This is a genomic window from Paraburkholderia fungorum (genome assembly GCF_900099835.1).
In the GTDB taxonomy this organism is placed as follows: Bacteria; Pseudomonadota; Gammaproteobacteria; order Burkholderiales; family Burkholderiaceae; genus Paraburkholderia; species Paraburkholderia fungorum_A.
Genome location: NZ_FNKP01000002.1, coordinates 1,615,756 through 1,641,699, shown reverse-complemented (window position 1 = coordinate 1,641,699; position 25,944 = coordinate 1,615,756). Strand labels below are relative to the sequence as shown.

The following is a 25,944-nucleotide window of genomic DNA, read 5'->3' as shown; positions in this document are numbered from 1 at the left end:
AGTTCTCATTTGTCGGCTATAAGCGAGACATTCGATATCACGGCTGGCTGAACCGCTGAAAAGAAGTCGGAAACTGTCTCACGGTGGCGAGGCCTGAACGGCAGGCCTGGCCGGCGGCGTTCATCCCTGATCGGCAGGAATGGGCCATGAAGAAAATGATCGACGCGCACGTGGCAGTGGCTGCAATTCGAAGCCGCCGGGGACATCCTGCCCCAGAAGGCCCGATGGTTGATTTGCAACCTCTCCGCTGCTCACGCAGATTTCAGATGTTGCATCGACCTGTTGAATCCGCCGTCGACAAGACCCATTCGCAATTTCTCAAATGATCAACACCTGTAAGCGTGTAGACATGCCCGCTTATTTGACTGCGAGATCCGGTCGGCGCCGCAGGACGTCTGACAAACCCGGCTCAGTCCTACCTGGGGCAGTAAGGCGGCTGCCGACGTGAACGCGAACCAGGGGTATGCATCGCCACGTCACCGGACTTGTCCTGCGCGAGTCGATCCGCGACCTTGCATCGACGCTGTGACGCAGCAACTGCACACGTGTCAAAGACTTGGGTCGGCAAGGCCAGGTCGAAATCAGATCAACAATTCCACCGATCGCAGAACGTGCTGCGTCTCCGATGATGTCGATGCGACGCCCTCTCGAATCGTCTCGATCATGCAATTCAGAAAGCACGTCGACGCGGCGCTCAGCGGATGGCCGCTACGGTAAATCACACCAACCATCGCGTCTTCGACGTCCTCTCTCAGCGGGATTGCGCACAGTCCTTCGCGAGCCGCTGTCACCTCGACCAGCGGCCACGGAAACACGCTGACCATATCCGTTTTCCTGAGCAACGACAGCGCGATGGACAACGAATGTGTGACGTGAATCTTGCGCGGCGTCGCGACGTTGTAGCGGTGGAACATCGAGTTGGAGCCGGGCGTGTCGGTCTCCGGATCCCACGTCAACAGCCAGTCGAGATCGACCAGATCAGCGAGCGAGCGGGCGTTCGCGAGCGGATGCCGGTCGCGTGTGACCAACGCACATGTCGACGAAAACAGCAGGCGACAGTCGAATTCCGTGCCCGATGCGCCCGGCGTCGGGCGGCCAATGAACAGATCGAGGCTGCCGTCGCGCAAACGCGGATTCGCATTGGACAGCAATCCCTCGAAAAATTCGAGGCGGATGTTCGGCATACGCTCGCAGAAGCGCGTCACGGCGTCTGGCAGGAACGTCATCGCGATCCATGGCGTCACCGCGATCGTGAGTTTGCCGTGCGTGACACCGCGCAACGTATCCATTGCTTCCTGCGCACGCGCGAGCTGACCGACCATCAGCCGCGCATGAACCAGCAACGTCTGGCCACTCTCAGTGAGCGTCACACCGGACGAAGTCCGGGTAACCAGCGACATCTGCACGCTCTCTTCGAGCTGCCGCAGATTCTTGGTGATCGCAGCCGGCGACGCGTTCAACGCGCGCGCCGCGCCGCGCACGCCGCCAGCTTCGGCGATCGCGACGAGGGTTCGCAGGTGGTGCAGTTTCATGCTTTTCCTTGAACAGGATCCGGCGGCAGCCAGACGACCTGCACGCCCGGGCGCGCAGGCGGGACGCCGCACGCCGAACCTTCGGCGACGAAGTGTTCACTTTTGGTTGACGCGTTCACGATTCTAGCTCTCCCGGTCCTTTTTCTGACAGGCTACGTTAGCGCTACGTGTTCACTTTTCGAAACAAGGCGACCCAGCGCGAATGACCTCTACTCCCGATATTCTCGCCCGCGGCGACGAGATGATTGCGCTGCGCCAGCGGATCCATGCGCATCCCGAACTCGGCTACGAAGAGTTCATGACCAGCGATCTGATCGCGGAGCGCCTCACGCAATGGGGCTACAGCGTCGAACGCGGATTTGGCGCGACCGGTCTCGTCGGCACGCTGAAGGCAGGCGATGGCGCTCGCAATATCGGATTGCGCGCCGACATGGACGCGCTGCCGGTCACCGAGAAAACCGGTTTGCCGTACGCCAGTGTGCATCCCGGCAAGATGCACGCATGCGGTCACGACGGCCATACTGCGATGCTGCTTGCCGCCGCCGCGCATCTGGCGCAAACGCGCAACTTCAACGGCACGCTGAACCTGATTTTTCAGCCCGCGGAAGAAGGACTGGCGGGCGCGCGCCGCATGCTGGAAGAGGGCGTGCTGAAACAGCATCCGTGCGACGCAGTGTTCGCGATGCACAACATGCCGGGATTCCCGGCCGGCAAGCTTGGTTTTCGCGCCGGGCCGTTCATGGCGTCGGCGGATCAGGTGACGGTGCGCGTGACGGGGCACGGCGGTCACGGCGCGATGCCGCACAAGAGCGTCGATCCTGTCGTGGTGTGTGCGGCGATCGTATTCGCGTTGCAGACCATCGTGTCGCGCAACGTCGCGCCACTCGACATGGCGGTGATCACGGTCGGCTCGATTCACGCGGGCGAAGTGTCGAACGTGATTCCTGGCGAAGCGCATATGAAGATTTCCGTGCGCGCATTGCGCGCGGAGGTGCGCGAAACGCTGGAGCGCCGCATTATCGAAGTGATTCATGCGCAGGCCGCCGTGTACGGCGCGCACGCCGAGCTGAACTACGAGCGTAGTTATCCGCTGCTCGTCAACGACGCGGACATGACACGTTTCGCTCATGATGTCGCGCTCGAAGCGTTCGGCGCCGACGCTGTGCTTAACGATGTAGAGCCGTTCACCGGCAGCGAAGATTTTGCGTGGTTCCTTCAGCAATGCCCAGGCTGTTATCTGATCATCGGCAACGGCGAAGGCGAACGCAGTTGCATGCTTCATAACGCGGGATACGATTTCAACGACAGCATTCTGATGACCGGCGCACGCTACTGGGTCGAACTGGTCGAGCACTTTCTCGTCTGAGCCGCATGCCTGCATTGTCCAGTTTGTTGCGCTGATTGCCATCCGGCGCCGCAGGCAAATGGATGCCCATTTACTTTCGACACGACCCCACCGGGAATGCCATGAAAAAAGCGATCTACTCAACCCTCTGCGCGCTGACAATGGCGTCGTTCGCCGCGCATGCGCAAGATCCGCAAACGCTGCGCTTCGGCGTCGATCCGAGTTATCCGCCGTTCGAATCGAAAGCGCCGGACGGATCGTATGTCGGCTTCGATATCGATCTCGGCAACGCGTTGTGCGCGCAATTGCACAAGAAGTGCGTATGGATCGAGCAGAATTTCGACGGCATGATTCCCGCGCTGAAGGCTCGCAAGTTCGACGCGATCCTGTCGGCGATGTCGGCAACACCGACGCGCCGTCAGCAGATCGACTTCAGCGATCGCCTGTACATGAGCAGCTCGGCGCTGATTGCCGTTGCGGGTTCGAGTCTTCAGCCGACGGCGCAGGCGCTGCAAGGCAAACGCGTGGGCGTGGTGCAGGGCTCGACGCAGGAAAGTTATGCGAACGCCGAATGGGCGCCTAAAAACGTGACGGTGGTCGCGTATCAGACGCAGGATCAGATCTATCAGGATCTGGTGACGCACCGGATCGATGCGGCGTTCCAGGCAGCCGTGCAGGCGGATTTCGGTTTTCTGAAGACTCCGCGTGGCGCGGGCTTCGCGCTCGTCGGCAAGCCGGTTAGCGACAGCCGTGTGGCGGGCGATGTCGCGATCGGCTTGCGCAAGGGCGATACTGCACTCGAGACGCAGATCAATCAGTCGATCGTGGCGATCCGGCAGGACGGCGTTTATCAGAAAGTCGCCGCGAAATACTTCAATTTCAATATCTTCGGCGATTGAACCGCTGGGCCACGTTATTTCAGGAGGAGAAAAACAATGGCTGAGTCTTTGAACGAGCGCATCGCGCGCGCGGTCACGCCGCAGCTGATCGACGATTTTCGTCGCGATGGCGCAGTGTGTGTCAGGCAGATATTCAATGCCGACGAGATCGAGCTGTTGCGCGCCGGCATTGAGCGCAATATCGCTTCGCCGAGTCCGCGTGCGAAAGTGGCAAGCCGTCCCGACGACCCCGGCTGGTTCTTCGAAGATTTCTGCAACTGGTCGGAAATCGATGCATACCGCCGCTTCATTTTCGACTCGGCCGCGCCCGCGGTCGCCGCCGCATTGACGGGCAGCGAAACGGTGCGTCTATATCACGATCATCTGCTGGTGAAGGAACCGAACACGCGGCAACGTACACCCTGGCATCAGGACCAGCCGTACTACAACATCAGCGGCGGCGACAACGTCAGCATGTGGATTCCAGTGGATCCGGTCGCGCACGCGTCGCGGCTCGAATTTGTCGCAGGTTCGCATCTCGGGCCCTGGTTGATGCCGCGCACGTTCATGGACAATCAGGCGAAGTGGTTTCCGGAAGGAAGCCTCGCCGACCTCCCGGATATCGAAGCAAATCGGGACGCGTTTCCGATCATCGGCTGGGCGCTCGAACCCGGCGATATGGTGTGCTTCAACATGCTGACGCTGCACGCGTCGGGCGGCGTCGGCGGGGCGTCGCGGCGCCGCGCGTTTTCGGTCCGCTTCATTGGCGACGATATCCGTCATGCACCGCGGAAATGGCGCACATCGCCGGAGTTTCCTGGCCTCGTCGAAACCCTGCGAGAAGGGGCACAGATGGAAAGTCCTTTGTTTCCGGTGGTTTGGTCCCGGAGAGGCTAGAAGAAGGCACAGTAGCTCTGAATTTCGCGGGTAACGCTGAGCTCCTCTTGGTCACGTCGCGCATTTGCTGCGTGGGTGGGTCTCGTCCCGGTTCAGAACGGATCCGGCGGAGCGATCCCGCGGCATAGAAGCTACGTCGCGACATCTATTTCCGGTTCCGCCTGGTTCAGGGAGCGAGAAGCATCATCCTCCGAGCCAAACACCATGGGCGATCGGTATGCAGATGAATTAGCGACCTTCGTTGAAGCCTGAATGACCTTCAGCATGTCCAGTTCACGCATGTTCAGACTCGCCAGAGTTGTGTCCGGCTTCATCGCAGGCTCCCGCAACGTTGCTGCAGCCTGCCAGCTTGCCAGCTTGCCAGCGGTCAAAAATCCGATATCTGTCGGCCACTTTGCGACATTCGCTGAACCTGAAGATTCGACATCCAGACGTAGGCTTCCGCTTGGCAACGGTCGTTCGCCACTACACGACGACATCGGTCGATCCGTTTTTTGCTACCGATGCACCGCGATGCAAATGCTCGATCCTTACGCCTTGACCAATGTCGGTCGGAAAGAGTGACGAACGCCAACGTTGGTCAACGCTTCTGGTTGAATTCAGAAAATTGGTTGCGGACTCGTTCAGGTAACTGCACGTTCATCCCACAATCAGTGATCACGGCCGCGGCGCTTCAGCTTTCTCAGCCACGAAGTGAAATGAGGGATTTGCAGAGCGACGAAGATTTCATTGATTGACTCGTCGATGTGGTTTATTTGACGGCGCTGGTGTTTTCAGGTGTGCGTGGCGCGATCCAGCCTTAAAGCCGTGCGCTCGCGACAGCCAGGCGGTTGCAAGTCCGCTTGCAAGCAGAAGCACTACAGTCGGCGGAAAAGATTGTGCACCCCACGCATCCAGCAGCATGCCGCCCACCAGGCCGCCACCAGCAATAGCACCGTTCCAGGCCACCACGTTCATGGACAATGCCACATCGGCGCCATCACCTGCGGCATCAGCCAGCGCGGTTTGCAGAAGCGTTGCCGCACCGCCGAATGTCAGGCCCCACACGATCACGTCGGCGTACACGGCGCCAGGTACGCGTGCCAACCAGACGAACATCAGCGACACGACGGCGAAGACCGCCAGACTGGCTAACACGGCGACGCGGAGATGGTGATCGACAAGGCGGCCAGCGCCGCCGATGGCCAATAGTGCAGCCAGACCGAAGATCAGTAGCACCACGTCCACATGCGTGGCAAGTCCAGCCTGCGCGACGAACGGTGCGATGTAGGTGTAAAGGATGTTGTGCGCCAGCATCCAGGTGACTACGACGCCGAGCACGGGCCGCACACCCGGTGTCGTGAACACGCTGCGCAGCGACTGCCGCTCATGACCAGCCTGCCCTGGATAATCCGGTACCCTCGCAAGTACCCATACGATCAACACCAACGTCAACGCCGATATGACGGCGAATGCACTGCGCCAGCTAATGGCAGTGCCTAACCATGTTCCAAGCGGAACGCCTAGCGACAACGCGATCGGCGTGCCGATCATCGCCACGGCCAACGCCTTGCCTTGCTGGGACACCGGTACCATTCGGCGGGCGTAACCGGCCAGCAGACTCCACGCCAGTCCCGCTGCCACGCCAGCGAAAAACCTCGCCGCAAGCGTTAGCCAATAGTTCGACGATACTGCCGTGATCGAGTTAAATACAAGGAAACCCAGGATAGTCAGTAGTAGCACGTTGCGTCGTCGCCAGCCTTGCGTGACGATGGTCAGGGGGATGGCTGCAAGCAGGGAACCCACGGCATACGCCGTGACAGTCTGGCCAGCCAGCGAGGTTGAAATGCCGAGGCCGGCCGCTATTTGCGGCAGCAGTCCTGCCGGCAAGGTTTCGGTGATGATGCAGATGAAGCCGGTCATTGCCAGCGCGAGGAGCGCAGTGATGGGCAAACGGTCTTTCGAAGTCGTGGCAGTCTTTGAAATCAGAGTCGTCACAATGTTTTTCTCAATGATGAAAGAGCTTCGTGAGTTCAGCCCTCAATACCGTCCATATATATACCGTTCGGTACATATATGGACGAAAAGTTTTCTTTGCAGACAAGCTAAAACCGAGAAGCAGGAGACCGCCGTTGCTCGCTGCAACGAGCTTATGACGATCGTCATAATATGTATCGATCGGTACATTACTTGTCCGAAAGCAAAGTTGTCAACAACTTATGTATCGTTTAGTATATAAATCTTCGAGATTTGCTGGAGTTCGACATGTCGACGATGGGACGCCCACGAACGTTCGACCGAGACAAGGCGGTCGAGCAGGCGCTGCACATTTTTTGGCAGAACGGCTACGAATCGACGTCGTTGAGTCAGTTGAAGGCTGGAATCAGCAATGGGATCTCCGCACCGAGCTTTTACGCGGCGTTCCGCTCCAAGGAGGCGCTGTTTCAGGAATGTACGACGCTTTACCTGTCTACCTATGCGCGGGTCACGGAATGCCTATGGGACACCAATCTGGCGCCTCGTGATGCCATCGAAACGGCATTGCGCAGGTCTGCGAAGATGCAGTGCGAGCCAGGACATCCGAAGGGCTGTATGGTCGGGCTCGCCGTCATGAGCGCTCCAACCGAAGAAAACGCAGACGTGACCGCGCCGTTGAAACGCTCACGGGCGCGGACACGAGCGGGCTTCACCTTGTGTGTGCAACGGGGTGTCGACAGTGGCGAGTTGCGCGCCGATATTGATGCTCGAGCGTTGGTGGCCGTTTTCGACTCGTTCCTGCTAGGACTTTCCACCTTGGCCCGCGACGGTATTCGCAACACCGTCATGGATGCTTCAATCACTCAGGTCATGTTGCTGTGGGATACGTCGAAAACCAAACAGACTAGTCGGTAGATGACTCTAGCTGCACTCTACCGACCGCTTGTTGACAATGCTAACGAGCGTCGCTGCCGTTTGCGAAGATCTTGATCTGACCGTTATGCGTTAGGAAGAGACAGTAGAAAGTTTCATTGCCGAGTGGCTCGGTTGGGTCGGAAGGGTGAGTTCATTCATTGGAATAGCGGCAATTTGGCTGCCTGACCGGACCATGCCACCGACTGCCTTCAGCCACACTGCCGACGTAGCCGCCTGCCGTTCCCAGTGTCCGCTTCGGCCTATATGTACTGGTTGAGCAACGGACTGGTTTCAAACAGAACTGGACGGTCCAATGACCGTTGTACGTTCCAGTCGAGGGGCGCGAACTTGCCCACAGACCCATTCGCCATTGCGGAAAGCCGATATCGACCGCACTTGAGCGACGAATGTTGGCAAAGCACTCTCTACGCCGTACCTTTCTCGGAAGGCAGCCGTCGGCAATGGCCGCCCTCCAAAAGACGCTCGTAGGTTTTTCAACGCTAGAAAACGCATCCGCAACGCAGAATAGAGTTGGCTCGAATACCTTATCGCACAAGGAGCTGTGATCTGCAGGCGAGTTGCCAGACCAGTTTTAATTGCATCAAAAGGCAAGATCAACTTTGTTTGTCGCAAACCAGCTTTCGTTTACCTCTCACCACCAGCGTTTTTCCCACCTGTTGACCCCACCAGACCCGGTGGTAACATTTGTTGTCATCCATATCGACGGCTCGTCCGGACCATCGCATGCCAGACAGTTTTGACCAGCTCGCCGCCCTGATCCGGGCACGTTTTGCCGAACTGAGTCCGCAGTTCCAGATGGGAGCGGGTTTCCTGCTCGATCATCCCGACGAGGTCGCGGTCTCGTCCATGCGCAAGGTCGCCGAGCGCGCCCAGGTGCAACCGGCTTCGCTGGTGCGTCTGTCCCAGCAACTGGGTTTTCCCGGCTGGAACGAGTTGCGCAACCTGTTCGTCGCGCGCGTGCGTACGCGGCCCGAACCGCTTACGAGCCGCGCGCGTTCGCTGGTCAAATCGAAAGACGCATTGGCGAACGATCTGCTCGTTGCGCAGCAACATAATCTCGATGTCACGGCCGCGCACAATGGTCGCGTGATCGTCGAAGCCGCGCGTCTGTTGCGGCGCGCGTCGCACGTGCACGTGGCCGGGTTCCGGTCGTGTTATGCGGTGGCTTTCGGCCTCGTGTACGGCTACCGGCTGTTCCGGCCATCGGTGTCGCTGCTCAACGGCGAGGCTGGTACGCTCGAAATGCAACTGCGCACTGTCGAACGAGACAGCGCAACAATTGTTGTCAGCTTCGCGCCATATTCAGTCGAAGCGGCGCGGGTCGCCGAGGCCGCGCTTGAAAAGGGCAGCAAGCTGATCGCGATCACGGATAGCGCGGTCTCCCCGATCGCGCTGAACGCCGACAAAGTGTTGATCTTCTCGCACGAGAGTCCTTCGTTTTTTCCGTCGCTGGTGGCGGCAACCGCGATCGCCGAATCGCTGGTCGCGCATCTGCTTGCGCTCGAAGGCGCGGGCGCGGTCGAACAGCTTGCCATTGCCGAACAGTCGTTGCACGCGAAGGGCGCGTACGTGCCTTGAGTTTTTCCGTCTAGACCTTCAGACGATACCGCTTGAAATCAGCGGTGTCATCGTCTGGAGTCGCGTCACGTGATTTGACAACAAATGTTGTTTTGACGTATAAATATGTACCGATTGTTGATTGGGTGCGAGTCGTGACGTCGAAGCAGGATTTGAATCTTTTTCAGGTGAGCGGCGAGCCGTATGAAATCGGCTACCGGCTCGGTGAAATCGCGCGGCCGGTATTCGCCGATTACATGGAGCAAAGCAGCGCGTGGCGCGCGGTGCGGTGTTGGCGCGGCAATCCTTTCGTGCAGAAAATGCGCGAGGCGGCACATGCGCATTTTCCAGCCTTACTGGCCGAACTCGACGGCATGGCGGCAGGTCTGGAGTGGTCGGCGGAAGATGTGTTTTTGTGGAATTGCCGTGGCGAGTTGATCCACAACGCGCCGGACGGCTGCACGACACTGGCGGCGGCTGAAACCAACGCTACCGCACTTTTCATCGCGCACAACGAAGACGGCGATCCGTTTCTGCGCGAGCGCTGTGCGATGGTCGACGTGCAGCCTGTCGGTAAACCCGGGTTCGTCAGTTTCTACTATCCCGGTTCGTTGCCGGGTCACACCTTTGCCGCCAATCGCGCCGGTATCGCGCAGGCGATCAACAATCTGCGTATCCGCACGCCACGTGTCGGCGTGCCCAGGATGATCCTCGCGCGCGCCGTGCTCGACGCAGCCTCGCTCGACGAAGCATTGCAAATCCTGCGTACAGTGCCGTCAGCGAGTGGTTTTCATCACACGCTAGGTCGTGCGGGCGACGCGCGTTTGTTCAGCGTCGAAGCGACCACGCAGCGGTGTTCGGTGCAGCGCGTCTCGCGGCTCTCCGGTCACGCGAATCACATGATTCATCCCGGCTGCGAAGCGGAAGCGCAAATCGTCACGGATTCGTCGCGTGACCGGCAATTGCGAGTGGAGGCATTGCTGCCAGCGCTCGCGCTCGCCACGCCGTTGCAACCTGCGGCATTGCTCGACGTGCTGCACGATCGCGCGCCAACGGGCTTGCCAATCTACCGCGACGATCCGCTCGATCCCGACGACGAAAACACGCTCGCCACCGCGCTCTTCGAGATTGGCGAAGCAGGGGTGTCGATGAAAATATTCCGCCAGCAGCAATGTGCGTTCGACACCTTCATTGCCCGGCCTGAGCGCGACCCGAAACAATAAGGAATAGCCCATCATGTCCACTGTTTTTCATCGTTCGCCGAAGCAGACGTTGCCTGTGGCCGTTGCAGGCGACGGCATCGAAATCGTCGACTCGACCGGCAAGCGTTACATCGACGCATCCGGCGGCGCGGCCGTTTCGTGTCTCGGCCACAGCAACCAGCGCGTGATCGACGCGATCAAACGGCAGGCGCAACAGCTGCCGTACGCGCACACTTCGTTTTTCACGACCGAACCCGCCGAGGAACTCGCCGACTATCTGGTTTCGCGCGCGCCGCAAGGGCTGGAGCATGTGTACTTCGTGTCGGGCGGATCGGAAGCGATCGAGGCCGCGCTGAAGCTCGCGCGCCAGTATTTCGTCGAGACGGGGCAAACGCAGCGCCGGCACTTTATCGCGCGTCGGCAGAGCTATCACGGCAATACGCTGGGAGCGCTGGCGATCGGCGGCAACGCATGGCGTCGCGAGCCGTTTCTGCCGATCCTGATCGAAGCGCATCACGTGAGCCCGTGTTACGCGTATCGCGAGCAACGCGCCGACGAAACCGAAGAGACGTTCGCACAGCGTCTCGCCGATGAACTCGAGCAGAAGATTCTCGAACTCGGCGCGGACACGGTCGCGGCGTTCGTCGCGGAAACGGTGGTCGGTGCGACGGCCGGCGCGGTGCCGCCGGTGCGCGAGTATTTCCGCAAGATTCGCGCGGTGTGCGACCGCTACGGTGTGCTGCTGATTCTCGATGAAATCATGTCGGGCATGGGCCGCACCGGCTATCTGTTCGCGTGCGAAGAAGACGGCGTGGCGCCCGATATCCTGACCATCGCGAAGGGGCTCGGCGCGGGTTATCAGCCGATCGGCGCGACGCTGGTGAGCGACCGGATCTATCGGGCGATCGTCGGCGGATCCGGATTTTTTCAGCACGGACATACGTATATCGGCCACGCTACCGCCTGCGCGGCGGCGCTTGAAGTGCAGCGCGTGATCGATGAAGAGAAACTGCTGGCAAACGTGCAGGCACGCGGCGAGCAGTTGCGCGGACGACTGCGCGAGCATTACGCGCAGCATCCGCATATCGGCGATGTGCGTGGGCGCGGGCTGTTCGTCGGCGTCGAACTGGTCAGGGACCGTGCGAGCAAAACCCCGTTCGACGCGGGTCTGAAACTGCATGCGGCGATTCGCCGTGAAGCGTTCGCGCGCGGCCTGATGGTGTATCCGATGGGCGGCACCGTCGATGGCAAGGTCGGCGATCACGTACTGCTGGCGCCGCCGTTCATCTGCACCGCGCGCGATATCGACGAGATTGTCAGCCGGCTTGCCGATGCAATCGACGGTGCGCTGGCTGGCCTTTGAGCAGCCGGTTAATCTGAACACATCGTTTATCGCGAGCAGGAGCACGATCATGACCCCGCGTTTGCCTCACTTCGACATCTCCAACGCCACGCCCGAACAGCAGGCCGTGCTGGACGAAATTCTGTCCGGTCCGCGCGGCAATCTGAATGGGCCGTTTCTCGGCTGGATTCATAGCCCGGAGCTGGCGCAGCAGGCACAGCGTCTCGGCGCGTTTTGCCGCTATCGGACCGGCTTGCCGCTGCGTCTGTCGGAACTGGCGATTCTGGTGACGGCGGCGCGCTGGCAGGCGCAGGCGGAATGGCACATTCACTATCCGATCGCACTCGAGGCCGGTGTCGCGAAAGAGGACGCGGAGGCGATCCGTCAGGGGCACCGTCCCACTTTCGCAGATGCCGACGACGCATTGATCCACGATTTCGCAAGCGAACTGTATGACACGAAACGCGTGTCGGACGCGACGTATGCGAAGGCTGTAGATCGTTTCGGGCATCAGGTGGTGATCAACCTGGTCGGCCTGCTGGGCTACTACGCGCTGGTGGCGATGACGTTGAACGTGTTCGACATGCGGGCCATCGGGCAGCAGAGTTTGCCATTCACCGAATGACCGGACGCGCGGGAGTGCCGTGTCGGGCATTGCGTCCGATCTGGATGGAGTTCTTTCAAACCGCGCCGTTATTTCTACTTCGCTGCGACACCGGGTTATCGACCCAACGCGCAGATACGCAGTGCGCAAAATAAAAGCGCCCCGGTTGCGAAAAACTCGGCAACCGGAGCGCTTCAGGGTGCAGTAGTGACATCACCCGCTTCAACCATCTTCAGCGACCCGTCCACTCTAGCCGCAACCGCGCGGCTGACCTGTCACTTACCAGGCCACGGCGCGCATCAGTGACCGCGATAAATCGACAGCGGACCGTGTTGCACCGAAGCCGACGCGCCCGATTCCGACGAACCCGCGTTCACGCCGCCCACATCCTGCGAACCCTGTGCCGAAGCAAGCACCGCTGCGCCGTTTTGCAGGACGGCCTTCGGATATTGCGTGTCGTTCTGATACAGGAGGCCCGCTTTTTGCGCGGTAACGATTTCGGCGCGCACCTGAGCGCGAGTCAGCGGCGCGTTGGCCTGCTGCGCAAACGAGATAGCCGGAACGACCAGAGCCGATGCAACCAGAACGGCTGAAATAAGCGATTTCATGATGACCTCCAGAATTAGATTGTTGATGGAACCGGTTTGAATCACGTTTCCCGATCCGATGAATTCAGTTTATTTTCTGTAAGGTAAGGTATAAAGCAACTTTTTTCGAAATGATTGTTACGTTTTCAGGTTTAATCGATTTGGGTAATTTTCCTTGCCGACGTTTGACTCACCGTCATCACGCCAGCATGGGGAAGCGCCTATGATGGAGTTCGGTCCACGCCCGCATCTGCGGCGCCGCGCAGGAACTCGCGACCGATACCCAACCGCAAACCATCCGGGGCGTGGCTGTTGCAGTGGGTGTCATTTCGTCGTCGTGCTGCGCGCGAAGCAGGGCATTAACAGGAGAGAGCGATGAAGCGCAAGGCATCAGCAGTCTGGCAAGGCGGCCTGCAGGACGGCAAGGGCTCGATTTCCACCGACAGCGGGGTCCTCAAGGAAACCCAGTACTCGTTCTCGACCCGCTTCGCGGACGGCATCGGCACGAATCCGGAAGAGCTGATTGCGGCTGCGCATGCGGGCTGTTTCTCGATGGCGTTGTCGGCGGAATTGGGCAAGGCCGGCATCACGCCGGAGCGTATCGGCACGACCGCAACCGTCACGCTCGACAAGGACGGCGGCGGCTTTTCGATCACGGCGGTGCATCTCGACGTGGCAGTGAAAATTCCGGGCGGCGACAAGGCGGCTTTTGAAAAAGCCACCGCGGACGCGAAAGCGGGTTGTCCGGTGTCGAAGGTGCTCAACGCGACGATCACGATGGATGCGAAACTCGAAACCTGAGGCGCTTTTGAGTTGACGCAAGTTTGATGAAGCCGGCGGCGGGGTTATCTCCGTCGCCGGTTTTTATTTCAGCTGGCTGCATTAGCGGACGCCTGGACGGGGCGTGTCGTCGGCAAACAAATGGATCGGCGTGAGCCATTTGTTTCGGGCCGACAATCAACGGTTTACGCAACGGCCACACTTCCTCGCGGGCACCGTATCAAACACCCGCCCTTGCTTTCTTGAACGGTTAGTCATAATATCCGTCACATGAAGCAAACTGGCAATCCAAAACAATCCACCAAGAAAGCGGGTGACGTGTGTTCCCGTGGGCGCCCGCGCGAGTTCGATACCGCCACGGTATTGACCAGCGCGAGCCAGGTGTTCTGGAACCATGGCTACCACGCCACGTCGATCGACGACCTGTGCAAAGCCACCGGCCTGTTGCGCGGCAGCCTGTACGGCGTATTCGGCGACAAACACGGCATCATGCTCGCCGCGCTGGATCACTATGCGGAAGGTTCGGTCGCGCGCCTGGCCGAACGGCTGAACGCGCCGGTGCCGGCCGAAGAGTCGCTACGAAACGCCTTGCTGCACTACGCGAAAGTCGCTTGCGCGCTGACCGGCGAGCGTAGCTGTTTCATCACGAATACCACGCTGGAAATGCAGCCCGGCGACGAAGAATTACGCACGCGCGTCGCCGCGATCCAGCGTCGCATGGCCACGTTGCTCGCGGCATCGGTGATACGCGGGCAGGCGAGCGGCGCATTCAATTCGACGCTCGACGAAAAAGCGGTCGGCGATTTCCTGCTGTGCGTGATGCAGGGTCTGCGCGTGTTAGGGCGGGTCGCCCACAAGGAAGATGCGTTAATCGGAATAGTCGACGTCGCAATGCGCGCCCTCGTCTAAATTTTTTTGTCGAATTTTTGAACGATCGGTCATGAAAGACGAATCCCTCAAGTCCGCTGCGGCGGCATTCGTTGGACCCGCCGACGCGACGGCAGGCGTGGCGACCTGTCCGGGCGCGGTCGCTGCGGGCATGGCGCGATCGGCGGAAAAGCACGTGGAAAGGGCCGTGCCTCGCTTCGAGCGGCAAGGGCTCGCGCTTGCCGTACTGTTCGTCGGCGCATTCCTCGCGCCGCTCGATTACTTCATCGTCAACCTCGCGCTGCCTTCGATTCACACCGGCCTGAACGCCACCGACGCGCAATTGCAACTCGTGGTGTCCGCGTACGCATCGGCCTATGCGGTGCTGCTGATCACCGGCGGGCGCCTCGGCGATCTGTTCGGCCGGCGCCGCATGTTCATGACCGGCATGGCGGCGTTCGTGGTTGCGTCGGCGCTGTGCGGTTTCGCGACCAGCGGCCACATGCTGGTGATTTCGCGGATCGTGCAGGGCATCGCGGCCGCCGTGATGGCGCCGCAGGTGCTCGCGACCATCCGCGCGGTGGTGCCGCTGCATCAGCAAACCAAAGTGATGAGCCTGTATGGCTTCGTGTTCGGCTTGTCGTCGATCGTCGGTCAACTCGGCGGCGGCGCGTTGATCACGTACCACCCGTTCGGCCTCGACTGGCGGATCATCTTCCTGATCAACATCCCGATCGGCATCGCGGCGTTCATCGGTACATGGAAGTTCGTGCCGGAGAACCAGCCCGCGACAAGCACGGGCGTGGATCTGAAAGGCGTGGCGTTGCTGTCGGCGGTATTGCTGCTCGTCATCTATCCGATGACGCACGGCCGCGAAGCCGGCTGGCCGACGTGGACCTTCGTGATGTTCGCACTCGCGGTGCCTGTGCTCGCGCTGTTCGTGGCGACCGAGCGTCGGGTCGAACGCGGCGGTGGTCATCCGCTGGTCGATCTGCAATTGTTTCGCAACCGGGCCTTCGCGTTGGGTCTTGTGCTCGCGTTCCTGTTTTACTGCAACAGCGCGTTTTTCCTGACCTATGGGATTTTCCTGCAGACCGGTCTGCACTGGACGCCGCTTGCGTCAGGTATCGCGATCATGCCGTTTGCGATCGGTTTTGTGCTCGGGCCGCTGACATCGCCGGCGGTGGTCAAACGGATTGGCAGCCACGTCCTGACGCTGGGCTTCTCGATGATGACAGTCGGCTTCGCCGTGACCGGCTGGGCCTCGACCCAGACCGTGTCGCCGGACCTGCTGTTTTACTGCGGGCTGTTGTGCGCAGGCGTCGGCCATGGCCTGCTGCTGCCGTCGATCATGCGCATCGTCTTGCTGGAAGTCGTGCCGGAAAAGGCGGGGCTGGCCTCGGGCGTGGTGTCGTCGACCTTGCAGATCGGCTCGGCGTTCGGCACGGCGGCGATCAGCGGCGCGTTCTTCGGCGCAATTGGCGGCAGCACCGCGCCTGCGGCGTATGCCCACGGCTTTCAGGTGAGCCTCGCAATCAACGCGTTGCTGATGTTTATATGTATTGGTTTGAGCGTGCTACTGGTTCGGCATCAGCAATTTGTGTTGCGTCGCGCCACGCAAGCCGTTTGAAAAATAACCGGACCGTAATCGTTTTCAGTGGTTGCATTGCGGAAAATATTATCCGGTTTAAACAAAAACATAATTAAGCGCCACGTATTTACCGATGAGTCGGCTGTTCATAGGTAAGTTTCAATTTTAGATGGTCGGGAATAAACCCTACGGTTTTCCGGGAGTTTGGATATGAAGAAACCGGGCGCGCTTTCCACGTTGGGCGACAGCGTGCATACGGCAGGCTTGACGGTCGTGCGGTGCCGCACACAGCCGCATCTGGCGGATTATTCAGGGATTTTCCTGGTTTCAACTCGTGCAGCTTCGGCTGGATCGTTATTCCCGTGAATCTGAAAACGGTATCTATAAAAAGCACTTGCTGCGAATAAATTCAATTGTTAATCTTGGCGAACTTTTAGAGTTTTCCTTCAGTAGGGCTAGAGTCGAGAAACCCGGTGCAATGACTTAATAAAGCTCAACGGTTCCGTAGGGGGTAATTATGCTGACCGCTACCATTGACGCATTCGAGACACCGCCAGCCGCACGCTTTAACGTCGGCGACGTCGTTACGTTGAAGGAAGGAGGCCCGCGCATGACCGTGACCTATGCAGGTCCGGTTGCGCTCAATCCCGGCGACTGGCTGATTTGCGAGTGGTTCGACGAACACGGCGAACTGCGCCGCGAGATGTTCGCGCCCGCCAACATGCGCGCTGAGCCCCGGTCCATTCCGGCTGGTTCCGTGCTGTGGAATCGCGTAGGCCGGGCTGCCTGACAGCTTGTACGGCGAAGTGGTCCGATAATTCGCGCAACACGATTAAACCCGATCTTTGTCCTGGCCGGCCGGTTACTCGGCCGGCTTTTTTTTGCGCGTGTTTTGCCGCATGCCGTTTGCTGCTTGCCCCATGCTGCGCCCGCCGCAACTCGCTTAATTTTCCGGATGGTCCCGCGTCGCCTCGCGACGTTGCACGCGCGCCATCAAGGCGGACGAAAACGCCCGCATCCGCACGATTTTCCGCGTCTGTACGACTTCGCCCGCGACGTTCTTCGGCGGATTCGGTTGCAGCGACCAGTAGAGCGCGAGCAGCCAGCCGAACACGGTCCAGCCGAGACACGCGTTGAACAGCGCCAGCGTCAGCACGTCATGGCGCTTGCGACGGTCGGCGAGTATGGCCGGCAGAAAATACAGCGTTAGCGCGAGCACGGCGGCGATAGCCTGAACGATGATGTTGCCGCTCATGAAACCGCTCCCGATGTGTGAAAGATGCTCCGATTGTCGCGCGAACCGGTGTCAATTGCGCGGCGCCGAAGGGCGCATTGTCAGGCACCGCCGCCGCGCACGCTATCCCAAGCCAGCAGCCCCTCCGCCAGCCCTGATATATGACAGGGGGTTCAGCCGATCCCGCATCCAGACTATCATGATCGTTTCGACTGACCAGATCCCCCCACGGACGCCATCATGATCTCCGACGATACGACCCAGCAGGCCCAGCGCATCAATCCGGACAAGCTACGCGAATTCGTAGACCGCAAGTGGAACGACGAGATCGTGCCCGCGCTGACGGACTACATCGCGGTGCCGGCCAAGAGCCCGGCGTTCGATCCCGAGTGGGTCAAGCATGGCTACCTTGAGCGCGTGATCACCGACGCCGCGCAATGGGCCGAACAGCAATCCGTGCGCGGTCTGAAGCTCGAAGTCATTCGTTTGCCGGGCCGCACGCCGGTGATCTTTTTCGAAACGCCCGCCACGCGTTCGGGTAGCGACGAAACGATCGTGCTGTACGGTCACCTCGACAAGCAGCCGGAATTCGACGGCTGGCGCAACGACCTCGGCCCGTGGACGCCGAAGCTCGAAAACGACAAGCTGTACGGCCGCGGCGGCGCGGACGACGGCTACGCAATCTACGCGAGCATCACCGCGCTCGCGGCGCTGGACGCACAAGGTGTCGAGCGTCCGCGCTGCGTCGGTCTGATCGAAACCTGCGAAGAGTCGGGCAGCTACGACTTGCTGCCCTACGTCGACGTGTTGCGCGAACGGCTCGGCAACGTCGGCCTCGTCGTGTGTCTCGATTCGGGCGCGGGCAATTACGATCAACTGTGGCTCACCACGTCGCTGCGCGGCCTGGTCGCCGGCGATCTCGAAGTTCACGTGCTCGACGAAGGCATTCACTCGGGCGGCTATGGCGGTATTGCGCCGTCGAGCTTCCGCATCATGCGTCAACTGTTCGATCGTCTCGAAGACGCCGCGAACGGCACGTTGTTGCCGAAGGGTTTTCATTGCCCGATCCCCGCCGATCGTCTGCGTGAAGCGGAAGCCACCGCGCAGATTCTCGGCGACGACGTCTGGAAGAAACTGCCGTGGGCGTGCGGTCAGGATGGCCGTCAGGTCCTGCCCACCACGACCGATCCGAAAGAGGCGCTGCTGAATTCGACGTGGCGCCCGTCGTTGTCGGTGACGGGGGCGGCGGGTTTGCCCGCGCTCGCCGATGCGGGCAACGTGTTGCGTCCGCGTACCGCGTTCAAGCTGTCGCTGCGTCTGCCGCCGACGATCGAAGCGGAGAAGGCCGTCGCCGAACTGAAGGCGCTGCTCGAAGTCGATCCGCCGTACAACGCGAAGGTGACGTTCAGGCCCGACGCGGGCGCGGCCAGCGGCTGGAGCGCGCCTGACCTCGCGCCGTGGCTCGCCACCGCGCTGAACGACGCGTCGCGCCAGCACTACGGCGCGGACGTCGCCTACATGGGCCAGGGCGGCACGATCCCGTTGATGAACGTGTTGAAGGCGGGCTTCCCGAAGTCGCAATTCATGGTGTGCGGCGTGCTTGGGCCGAAGTCGAACGCGCACGGGCCGAACGAGTTCCTGCACGTGCCGTACGGCAAGAAGCTGACGGCAGCGGTGGCCGAGGTGATCGCCGCCGCGCCGTGAGTTTTTGAAGTCGCGAGGCGGTTTTGTTTCCCGTCCGCAACTTCAACTGACACGCCAACTTCAACACGCCGAATGACCGACCGAATGACCACCCGCGCGACTGCTCAGCCCGCCACGCCCCGGATTCCAGCCGATCGACTGCACGCCTATATCGAGGCGATCTGGGAGAAGGCGGGCAGCACGCCGCGCGAGGCGGCGCTGGTCGCGGATCATCTGGTGGCGGCGAATCTGACCGGTCACGACTCGCACGGCGTGGGCATGACGCCGCGCTATGTCGCGTCGCTGGCCGACGGCGAGTTGAAACTGAACCTGCATGCCGAGGTCGTGAAAGACGCAGGTGCGGTGCTGAGCGTCGAAGGCGGCAAGGGCTTCGGTCAGGTGGTCGCGTTCGAGGCGATGGAGCAGGGCATCGAGCGCGCGAAACGGCTCGGTATTTGCGCGGTCGGCTTGCGCGGCTCGCATCACATCGGCCGTATCGGGCATTGGGCCGAGCAGTGTGCGCGCGCCGGTCTCGTGTCGTTTCACTTCGTCAACGTGGCGGGCGATCCGCTGGTTGCGCCGTTCGGCGGCGTGGACCGGCGCATCGGCACGAATCCGTTTTGCGCGGCTTATCCGCGCCCCGGAAAGCCGCCGCTCGTGCTCGACTTTGCGACCAGCACGGTCGCCTACGGCAAGACGCGGGTCGCGTACAACCAGCACAGAGAGGTGCCCCCCGGCTCGCTGATCGATCACGAAGGCATGCCGACCCGCGATCCGAAAGTCATGCACGAAGCGCCGTTCGGTTCGCTGACGCCGTTCGGCGGTCACAAGGGATTCGGCCTCGCGGCGATGTGCGAGATTTTTGCGGGTGCGTTGTCGGGCGGCTTCACGACTCACGCGACCACGTTGGGCACGACGAACGCGATCATCAACTGTTCGTTTATGCACAAGTACGTACGAAATGGACAGTTGGAATTTCTTGCATATCAATGAGTTAGGTTTTTGGAGTTGTCCACCTGTTTGGCACAAAAAATGGACGTAAGCACGCACGGCATGTCCATTCAAAAAGATGCACTATTTTGCTATCCCGGCCTCGTAGTGATACATCATTGAGCTTCACTACCAGTGTCGCGTTACCCAGTGGTTCGCGGGCCCCTCTGCGCAGAGAGAACTGCACTTTCGAAGTATGCCAATGTTCGTAGTCATCTACTGCGAATCGGAACAACGCTCCCGCCTCTTAGATTGACGAGTTCTGTTTTTAGCTCTCGAACCTGTCGTAGTAGCGATATTTCGCGCGAGATTGCTGCCTCGTAGCGTAGGCGCAGTTCTTCGATTTTCCCCTTCAGCTCCTCAAGTCGCATAGCCCCATCATCATTGACCAACTGCATCTCTTGGTTAGCCTGTTCTATGGCTGAAATCAAGGCGGCGAACTGCGGGCGCGATTTTTTGATACTTCCCTTCTTGCGCCCGGCCTCGATGGCGACCGTGTCGTTGTTTATCTTTGCCTTCCGTGCCCTAAGCCGGTCGAGCGCGGCGAAGTAGTCGTCAAGTGAGGACCTCATGCTTGCCCCTCCGAAAGAATTTTTGCTTCGACGTTGAGGAGTGTCTCAAGCGTTTCGGATTCAATTCGGTACTCGACGGAGTCGGGTGAATGTTTGAGCAGCGCTTCTACACGCGCTTTTTGTGCTTTCGCAACGCGCTGCAAGCGAGAGAGGTGAATAATGAGGTGCTTGCAATCTTTCTTTAGGCATTCGAGCTGTAACCACTCTAGCGGTGGCATCTTGCAGGGAGTGGTGCTCGCACATCCGCCTAGAGGTGTATCTTGATGAGCAAGCAATCCCTCCTTAAACATCCGTCGTGCCTCTTCCCTCGAATAAACCGAGACAGGTGAGGTTTTTACCGCGTTACTTTGAACCCATTTCGCATGTCCACCAGACAGTTTCTCTTCTGACTGTAGAACGTTTATCGTGTAACCGAGAAACTGTGCTCCTGCCAGTGCGCTTCGCCATTCGAAGGCGAAATGGTCCTCAATTTCACCGATGAAATTTTCGGCGAAAGCCGAGCCGTTGGTGTAATACATCGCCATCTCATTTGTTAGATGGTGCAATTGGCGCTTCAATGTATCGAGCGTGACCAGTCCACTTCGGTGGGCATACACCGCAAGTGTGCGTCGCAGTTGATGCCTTGTGAAGGGCCACGCTGCTCCAACGGAAAACTCCTTTTCAGAATCCCATGCACGAAAGAAATCGATACGCTTAAGTTCGATGACATCTTCCTTCGTGATGACAAGCTCGGCGCGCGCGCATAGTGCGTCGAGATAACGGTCAATTCCAGTCTGAGGTAAATTGGCGAAATAGGTTGAACGAGATAGACCAGAGCGACAGAAAAGAAGGTGTGAACCGTCAATGGAATCAGAGAATTTGGTACTTCCAAAATGACTGTGAGTTTCAGACGAAATGAGCTTCGCGATTGTTATTGCGCGAGCGCCTGAGCGACTGGTGACCCAACGGGCGCGGCGGATGTTCCGGCCTTTAGTTTTTGAGCTAACGCCCTCAACGATGTAATGAACGACGCCATCGAGGGGCTCAACTTTCAGACAATCGTAAGGAAGACTGTCGACCTCATCGTGGCGCATGCCTGTGTAAGCCAAAATCAAAATCTGCAGAACATTTTTTACTTCCCCTATAACCCTAAATAAACCCTTCGTTGTAATTGGTTGTTGATGATAATTGAAAAGCTCGACCAGTACGTCTGACGCTAGGGAATTTGGTTGTTTATTTAACCGAACATGTTTGATTTGTGAAACCAAGTCGGATGCAGCCGCTTCAATGATATCTAACTCTATATTGCAAATCGAAAGAATCTTGCTGTATATTCTGGTGGGGATAACCGCGAATTGTCGGGATTCCTTTTTCTGATTTATTTTATTAACAAAAATTTTTTGCGCTTGTTTGAATGGTATTTCAACGCCAGTGTGGTCCTTCCCTAAGATTGATAAATCTTTAAATATTTTATGCAATCTGCTGCATTTGTTTTCGACTCCCGGGATTGATGCAAAATCTTTTATTGAGTCAATATCACCCATCGCTTCATACAGAGTTTGTCCACGAAAAGCAGAAAAAATGCAAAAATCTCTGATTGCGCCTAACTTCTCACGAAGCGTACTTGGGGCCACGCCGCTCGGGCCATTGTCGTTAATCAAGAAAAACATTACTTGTTTAACTTGAATCGCGGATGCGCGATAAATCGAATCATCTGTGCCGAGCGGTGTAAGTTGAGTAAAATATAAAAAACTAATCGCCCGGTAGTTTCCATATGCTTCGATGTTCCAAATTGATTCGCCAAATAATGACCTCGGACGACCTTTTTCGTCAATTGTTGCACAGGATTCATCTGAAATTTTTCGCCAGCTCTCATCGCTCGCAGATGGCGTGCGCAATATGTTTTTGTTGATTGTATTATTTTTCATGCTAGTCCTAGTTCAATGAGCATTTCTAGTTTGTTACTCCAAAAAGGGTCCAACTCTCCCGTCGTCTCCACTTCTTCCTGCACTTTTGCAACAAGTGCAGGTTCGCGCTTCCGCAGTTCCTCGATGAGAAAATCAAGCCGTCGTATAATTGGGCTATAAGTTTCCTCATAGTGCTCCATCGAGCGAACTCTGTTGCTGACTAACCGAACGCAAAATCTGCAACTTAAAATTTTCCGTATATCGACTTCATCGGAAAAAGCACGATGTTTGTTGCAAAACAAACATCCTTCTGTTGAGTTGCAATCTGGCGTGACCGGCGGGTTGTCAATTATTTTCTCGGGTTGTTTGAAACTTTTACAAATACCTATGCCATTTTCCTTGCCGCCGGTTTCGCTGTATCTTGGTCGAGTAATGATTTGGTCAATAGCATCGTAAAGAACCCCCATCTCGGATTTGTGCTCGGTATCGGTACCACTTGAGTAGCTCTTCAGCGCCACTGCGAGCGAGTGCTGTGCCATATCGACGGCCACTGGAATTCCATAATTACGAGCAACCCAATGGGTTTTTGTGGCTCGCCACTGCCTAGATGTTATATGGGGCAACGTAATACCGAACTCGCGTAGGCGTTGCTCCAACATCTTGAACATATCCCGGTTGAGCTTGGTCGGCCTGTTATCTCGGCCTAGCATCACAAGAAGGTATGGAAATTTTTTTCCGCCGAGGATGTATTTTCGAAGTTTAAGGAATAATTTCAGAGAAGGGATGAATTGCAATGAAACATCAAAGCTAACCAGTCGACCTTTTGCTCGATATTTTATGCGGCGGAGTGACTGTTTCAATATCTGACCAGAATCTATATTGGTCTCTAATTCATTGCTCCATGGAAGCTCAAGGAACTGCGCAAGATTCATCGCAAGCTCTATAAAAAACAACGCCGCAAAGCAGTATATCGCGATGGCGGAATGGAACATCCGAATTGAAGAATTTCTATTGCTGTTTGCCTCTCTAAGCATCGCGATGGCGGATGCCCGACTGTTTTTCGCTTGAAGGAGAGGGTTAAATCCCTGATTTTCTTCGTACTCTAGGGTCAGCGTTTTAATACTTTTTACTTCACATTTCTTAAAATCCCATCCGCTAACTATATTGGCATCCTCATTATAATAGAGCGGATGTATGACAATGTCGGGGTGACCCGGAGCGCTTTTGATTGAAATTGGATATGATTTGAATTCGAGCAATAAATCCGTGATGACTTTATACCATGTCTGACACCAATAAATTACAATGCCCTGGTCATGTGCTCTAGGAATCTCAGAGTTTTTTGTGTCGCGAGCGTCTCTCTTTGTTGGCTGCAAGTCGGCGCCGAAATCTTCATTTTCGAAAAATAGAGTAAAAAAATTCTTGAGAGTGCTTTGTGTATCTGATGTGCCATTTGTTTTTCTTAGTCCTACCTTGACTTCTCTATTCAGTAATTTGAAGTAGATTGATAGAGCTACTTCTGTTTCGGCCTCGTCACAAAGCACTGAAGATTTTTCATTGTTATCAGACCAATTCAAGAATTCGATGATTTTCTGTGCGTGATTCCGTACGGTAATTGGCCGTAGATAGTTGATTTCGAGTTCATCGCTGAGTATGCAAATAATTCGTCGAACGGCAGTGATTCGCTCTTGGCTTAAGCTATCTTCATCAAATGTCTGTTTTTTTCGTGCTGGTGAAGATGTATTTCGAGCCAGATAGCAAAGTTGTCCAATGAAAATTCGGTGATTTATGCCTTCAAAGACTAGCAAGGCTCTCTCAGGATGCAAAAGGATAGTTCCTTTTGCTAAGGGCATATCAATATCTTCAAGAATTGGCATCGTTAGCTACGGAAGAATTGAAGGCCTGTTTTGCCAGGTTGTTGAGTTCTTGATTCCAGCCTTCCTGTGCTGCTTTCAGAGCCGCGGCGCCTGTGCTCCCTTTAAGGTATCGAACCGTGATAGTGACGCTCGAGTGCCACAGCAACTGTCGCAAGAAGTCTAATACTGTGGATTGGGATGTTTCACCTCTCTGGATTGCAGGTTGTAATGCCTCCAGAAAATTTCGGCCGAATGTTGCTCTGAGGTCATGAAATTTGAACGTATAGCTGTCGTCGCAGAGACGTTTTCTCATCTCGGGTAAGAGCTTTTCCTTAATGAATTGCCGTACCGCTTGTCCCGTTTTTAAATGTCGGACTGTATGTGGACTGATGGAGCGATGTCTTGTGTTTCGTGGTTGATAAAACATCGTTCCGCTTCGGCTAAGAAATAGAAGTTGCTCGCTATGGTCACCATCGGTCGCACGGCTTCTGCGCTTGCGAGCGCGCTCGCTGAGCGCATAGGTGTGCAACGTCTCGTATAGCCAAAGAGGCAAGTGAATCGTGCCTCGCTTTTCTTTCTTCGTATCAATCGATGTACCTAGTCCAGCTTTAAGGCGGATGTCATCACCCGCAAATAGCTCTGGCGCGGTTTCGAAATGCGACACGCGCATTGTCAGGATGGTCTGAATCCTTGCACCTGTATGTAGTGCGAGGATAAAGATAAGGCTCATTTCTGTATTTCTTAGGCAAATTAATGATTCGACTAGATGTACCTGTTCGTTGTGGGGGAGAGCTCGAAGTTTCTGCCCATCAAGGATGCGTGTGTCAAATGGGTCGACAGAGGCAGGGACGTCTATTGATAAATCGGTGGTTCGAATAGGATAGCTCCAGTTGTAGCCAGATTCATTTTCTCGGCGGACTTGACTGGGTGATTCAATCCACATCTGATTCTCGGGCCTGAAGCCTAAGTCGTCGAACAACCATCGGTAAAATCGGACAACGGTAGACATTCGTCGTTTCGCGATGCTGACAGAGATGATGCGTCCCCGCGCCGATGTCGTAAGCCATGCCTTGTATCTGTACGTCGGGCGACGTTGCTTCATTTTCCCGAATGCGAGCCAGTCGATATCCATCTCTTCAAGAAATCGCCTATAGGCAGCGAGGTCGTCAGCCACATTTGAATATGTAAGCATGTTCGGATTAGTCGCGTCCCCGACCAAGTCGACTATCCACATGGTTGCTTCTGCCCAAAGTGAGCCATCGCCGCAAAATACCGCTGGAAAATGAAGAAGCGCGTCATATCCACACTGCTCCATGTACTCTATGTCAGGGGTTGTGTAGTACCGTTCGCGTGCTCCTTGACCTAGTGCAAGAGACACGCAAGCTGCCCCAGCGCTTGTCTCCTCAGCTACCGTTGTCATTACGAACTCACTCAGCACTGTCTTTCTCGCTGTATTTGGCATCTGAATAACCGTTAATCCAATTTAATAGAAATATAGGATAAACAAGAGTTTAAAAATGTCCACTAAAACTGACTTGCACATGCGAATTTATGCGAGTTGATTTGTTGTAACACAATAAATAAGCGGGGTGAGAGTGTTCTATTTTTGTAACACAATAAATCCCGGTGAATAGAGTTAGAGCATTGAA

At 57.2% G+C, this 25,944-nt stretch carries 23 protein-coding genes and 1 pseudogene; 15 read left to right on the top strand and 9 right to left on the bottom strand.

Annotated features, from left to right (window positions below; genetic code table 11):
• Positions 1–146: 146 nt before the first annotated feature.
• Positions 147–326, top strand: a complete 180-nt coding sequence (locus tag BLS41_RS38580; protein ID WP_143026354.1) for a hypothetical protein — start codon at positions 147–149, stop codon at positions 324–326.
• Between the two features lie 255 nt (positions 327–581).
• On the opposite strand, the gene BLS41_RS23220 is transcribed toward BLS41_RS38580, so the two are convergent.
• Positions 582–1,532, bottom strand: a complete 951-nt coding sequence (locus BLS41_RS23220) for a LysR family transcriptional regulator (RefSeq protein WP_074769080.1) — start codon at positions 1,530–1,532, stop codon at positions 582–584.
• 202 nt (positions 1,533–1,734) lie between these two features.
• On the opposite strand from BLS41_RS23220, the gene BLS41_RS23215 reads away from it, so the two are divergent.
• From BLS41_RS23215 to BLS41_RS23205, 3 genes are all read left to right on the top strand, one after another.
• On the top strand, positions 1,735–2,898 hold the full coding sequence (locus tag BLS41_RS23215) for a M20 aminoacylase family protein (protein ID WP_074769078.1): 1,164 nt from the start codon (positions 1,735–1,737) through the stop codon (positions 2,896–2,898).
• Between the two features lie 101 nt (positions 2,899–2,999).
• Positions 3,000–3,776 carry an ABC transporter substrate-binding protein gene (locus tag BLS41_RS23210; protein WP_074769076.1) on the top strand — a complete coding sequence of 259 codons (777 nt, stop codon included), beginning with the start codon at positions 3,000–3,002 and terminating at the stop codon, positions 3,774–3,776.
• 36 nt (positions 3,777–3,812) lie between these two features.
• Entirely contained in the window at positions 3,813–4,652 is an 840-nt protein-coding gene (locus tag BLS41_RS23205) for a phytanoyl-CoA dioxygenase family protein (RefSeq protein ID WP_074769074.1), read from the top strand.
• 131 nt (positions 4,653–4,783) lie between these two features.
• On the opposite strand, the gene BLS41_RS38575 is transcribed toward BLS41_RS23205, so the two are convergent.
• Both BLS41_RS38575 and BLS41_RS23195 read right to left on the bottom strand, forming a co-directional pair.
• Entirely contained in the window at positions 4,784–5,131 is a 348-nt protein-coding gene (locus BLS41_RS38575; RefSeq protein ID WP_143026353.1) for a hypothetical protein, read from the bottom strand.
• A 247-nt stretch (positions 5,132–5,378) separates the two neighbouring features.
• Positions 5,379–6,554 carry an MFS transporter gene (locus BLS41_RS23195; RefSeq protein WP_083380127.1) on the bottom strand — a complete coding sequence of 392 codons (1,176 nt, stop codon included), beginning with the start codon at positions 6,552–6,554 and terminating at the stop codon, positions 5,379–5,381.
• Between the two features lie 342 nt (positions 6,555–6,896).
• Between BLS41_RS23195 and BLS41_RS23190 the strand changes: the two genes are divergently transcribed.
• From BLS41_RS23190 to BLS41_RS23170, 5 genes are all read left to right on the top strand, one after another.
• Positions 6,897–7,523 carry a TetR/AcrR family transcriptional regulator gene (locus tag BLS41_RS23190; protein WP_074769068.1) on the top strand — a complete coding sequence of 209 codons (627 nt, stop codon included), beginning with the start codon at positions 6,897–6,899 and terminating at the stop codon, positions 7,521–7,523.
• Between the two features lie 744 nt (positions 7,524–8,267).
• Positions 8,268–9,122, top strand: coding sequence for a MurR/RpiR family transcriptional regulator (locus BLS41_RS23185; protein ID WP_074769066.1), 855 nt, complete (start codon positions 8,268–8,270; stop codon positions 9,120–9,122).
• Between the two features lie 134 nt (positions 9,123–9,256).
• Positions 9,257–10,324, top strand: coding sequence for a C45 family autoproteolytic acyltransferase/hydrolase (locus BLS41_RS23180; RefSeq protein ID WP_171910295.1), 1,068 nt, complete (start codon positions 9,257–9,259; stop codon positions 10,322–10,324).
• 13 nt (positions 10,325–10,337) lie between these two features.
• Positions 10,338–11,666 (top strand): aspartate aminotransferase family protein, encoded by a 1,329-nt coding sequence (locus BLS41_RS23175; RefSeq protein ID WP_074769064.1) that lies wholly within the window; start codon positions 10,338–10,340, stop codon positions 11,664–11,666.
• 49 nt (positions 11,667–11,715) lie between these two features.
• Entirely contained in the window at positions 11,716–12,270 is a 555-nt protein-coding gene (locus BLS41_RS23170; RefSeq protein ID WP_074771133.1) for a carboxymuconolactone decarboxylase family protein, read from the top strand.
• Positions 12,271–12,548: 278 nt separating this feature from the next.
• Here the strand turns inward: BLS41_RS23170 and BLS41_RS23165 are convergent, their stop codons facing one another.
• Positions 12,549–12,857: a DUF4148 domain-containing protein gene (locus tag BLS41_RS23165; RefSeq protein ID WP_074771132.1), complete on the bottom strand. Its 309-nt coding sequence runs from the start codon at positions 12,855–12,857 to the stop codon at positions 12,549–12,551.
• A gap of 354 nt (positions 12,858–13,211) precedes the next feature.
• On the opposite strand from BLS41_RS23165, the gene BLS41_RS23160 reads away from it, so the two are divergent.
• The 4 genes from BLS41_RS23160 to BLS41_RS23145 all read left to right on the top strand — a co-directional run bounded on the left by BLS41_RS23160 (position 13,212) and on the right by BLS41_RS23145 (position 16,864).
• Positions 13,212–13,637, top strand: coding sequence for an OsmC family protein (locus BLS41_RS23160; protein ID WP_074769062.1), 426 nt, complete (start codon positions 13,212–13,214; stop codon positions 13,635–13,637).
• Between the two features lie 249 nt (positions 13,638–13,886).
• Entirely contained in the window at positions 13,887–14,525 is a 639-nt protein-coding gene (locus BLS41_RS23155; RefSeq protein WP_074769060.1) for a TetR/AcrR family transcriptional regulator, read from the top strand.
• A gap of 31 nt (positions 14,526–14,556) precedes the next feature.
• Entirely contained in the window at positions 14,557–16,113 is a 1,557-nt protein-coding gene (locus BLS41_RS23150; protein WP_074769058.1) for an MFS transporter, read from the top strand.
• Positions 16,114–16,591: 478 nt separating this feature from the next.
• On the top strand, positions 16,592–16,864 hold the full coding sequence (locus tag BLS41_RS23145; protein WP_074769056.1) for a YodC family protein: 273 nt from the start codon (positions 16,592–16,594) through the stop codon (positions 16,862–16,864).
• A 153-nt stretch (positions 16,865–17,017) separates the two neighbouring features.
• On the opposite strand, the gene BLS41_RS23140 is transcribed toward BLS41_RS23145, so the two are convergent.
• Complete coding sequence (locus BLS41_RS23140; RefSeq protein WP_074769054.1) at positions 17,018–17,329, bottom strand: superinfection immunity protein; 312 nt, start codon at positions 17,327–17,329, stop codon at positions 17,018–17,020.
• A gap of 219 nt (positions 17,330–17,548) precedes the next feature.
• Here BLS41_RS23140 and BLS41_RS23135 point away from each other — a divergent pair, with 219 nt between their 5' ends.
• Positions 17,549–19,012: a M20 family metallopeptidase gene (locus BLS41_RS23135; RefSeq protein ID WP_074769052.1), complete on the top strand. Its 1,464-nt coding sequence runs from the start codon at positions 17,549–17,551 to the stop codon at positions 19,010–19,012.
• An 84-nt stretch (positions 19,013–19,096) separates the two neighbouring features.
• Positions 19,097–19,927: pseudogene (locus tag BLS41_RS23130) on the top strand (malate/lactate/ureidoglycolate dehydrogenase); the annotation flags it as partial.
• Positions 19,928–20,193: 266 nt separating this feature from the next.
• On the opposite strand, the gene BLS41_RS23125 reads toward BLS41_RS23130, so the two are convergent.
• The 4 genes from BLS41_RS23125 to BLS41_RS23110 are packed head-to-tail and all read right to left on the bottom strand — an operon-like array spanning position 20,194 to position 25,715.
• A complete protein-coding gene (locus tag BLS41_RS23125; protein ID WP_074769050.1) occupies positions 20,194–20,553 on the bottom strand; it encodes a hypothetical protein in 360 nt (119 codons plus the stop codon).
• A complete protein-coding gene (locus tag BLS41_RS23120; protein ID WP_074769048.1) occupies positions 20,550–22,460 on the bottom strand; it encodes a tyrosine-type recombinase/integrase in 1,911 nt (636 codons plus the stop codon). The genes BLS41_RS23125 and BLS41_RS23120 overlap by 4 nt, the downstream gene beginning before the upstream one ends.
• Positions 22,457–24,316 carry a hypothetical protein gene (locus tag BLS41_RS38570; RefSeq protein ID WP_143026352.1) on the bottom strand — a complete coding sequence of 620 codons (1,860 nt, stop codon included), beginning with the start codon at positions 24,314–24,316 and terminating at the stop codon, positions 22,457–22,459. Before BLS41_RS38570 ends, BLS41_RS23120 begins: the two co-directional genes overlap by 4 nt.
• Positions 24,303–25,715, bottom strand: a complete 1,413-nt coding sequence (locus BLS41_RS23110; RefSeq protein WP_171910294.1) for a site-specific integrase — start codon at positions 25,713–25,715, stop codon at positions 24,303–24,305. Before BLS41_RS23110 ends, BLS41_RS38570 begins: the two co-directional genes overlap by 14 nt.
• Between the last annotated feature and the right edge of the window lie 229 nt (positions 25,716–25,944).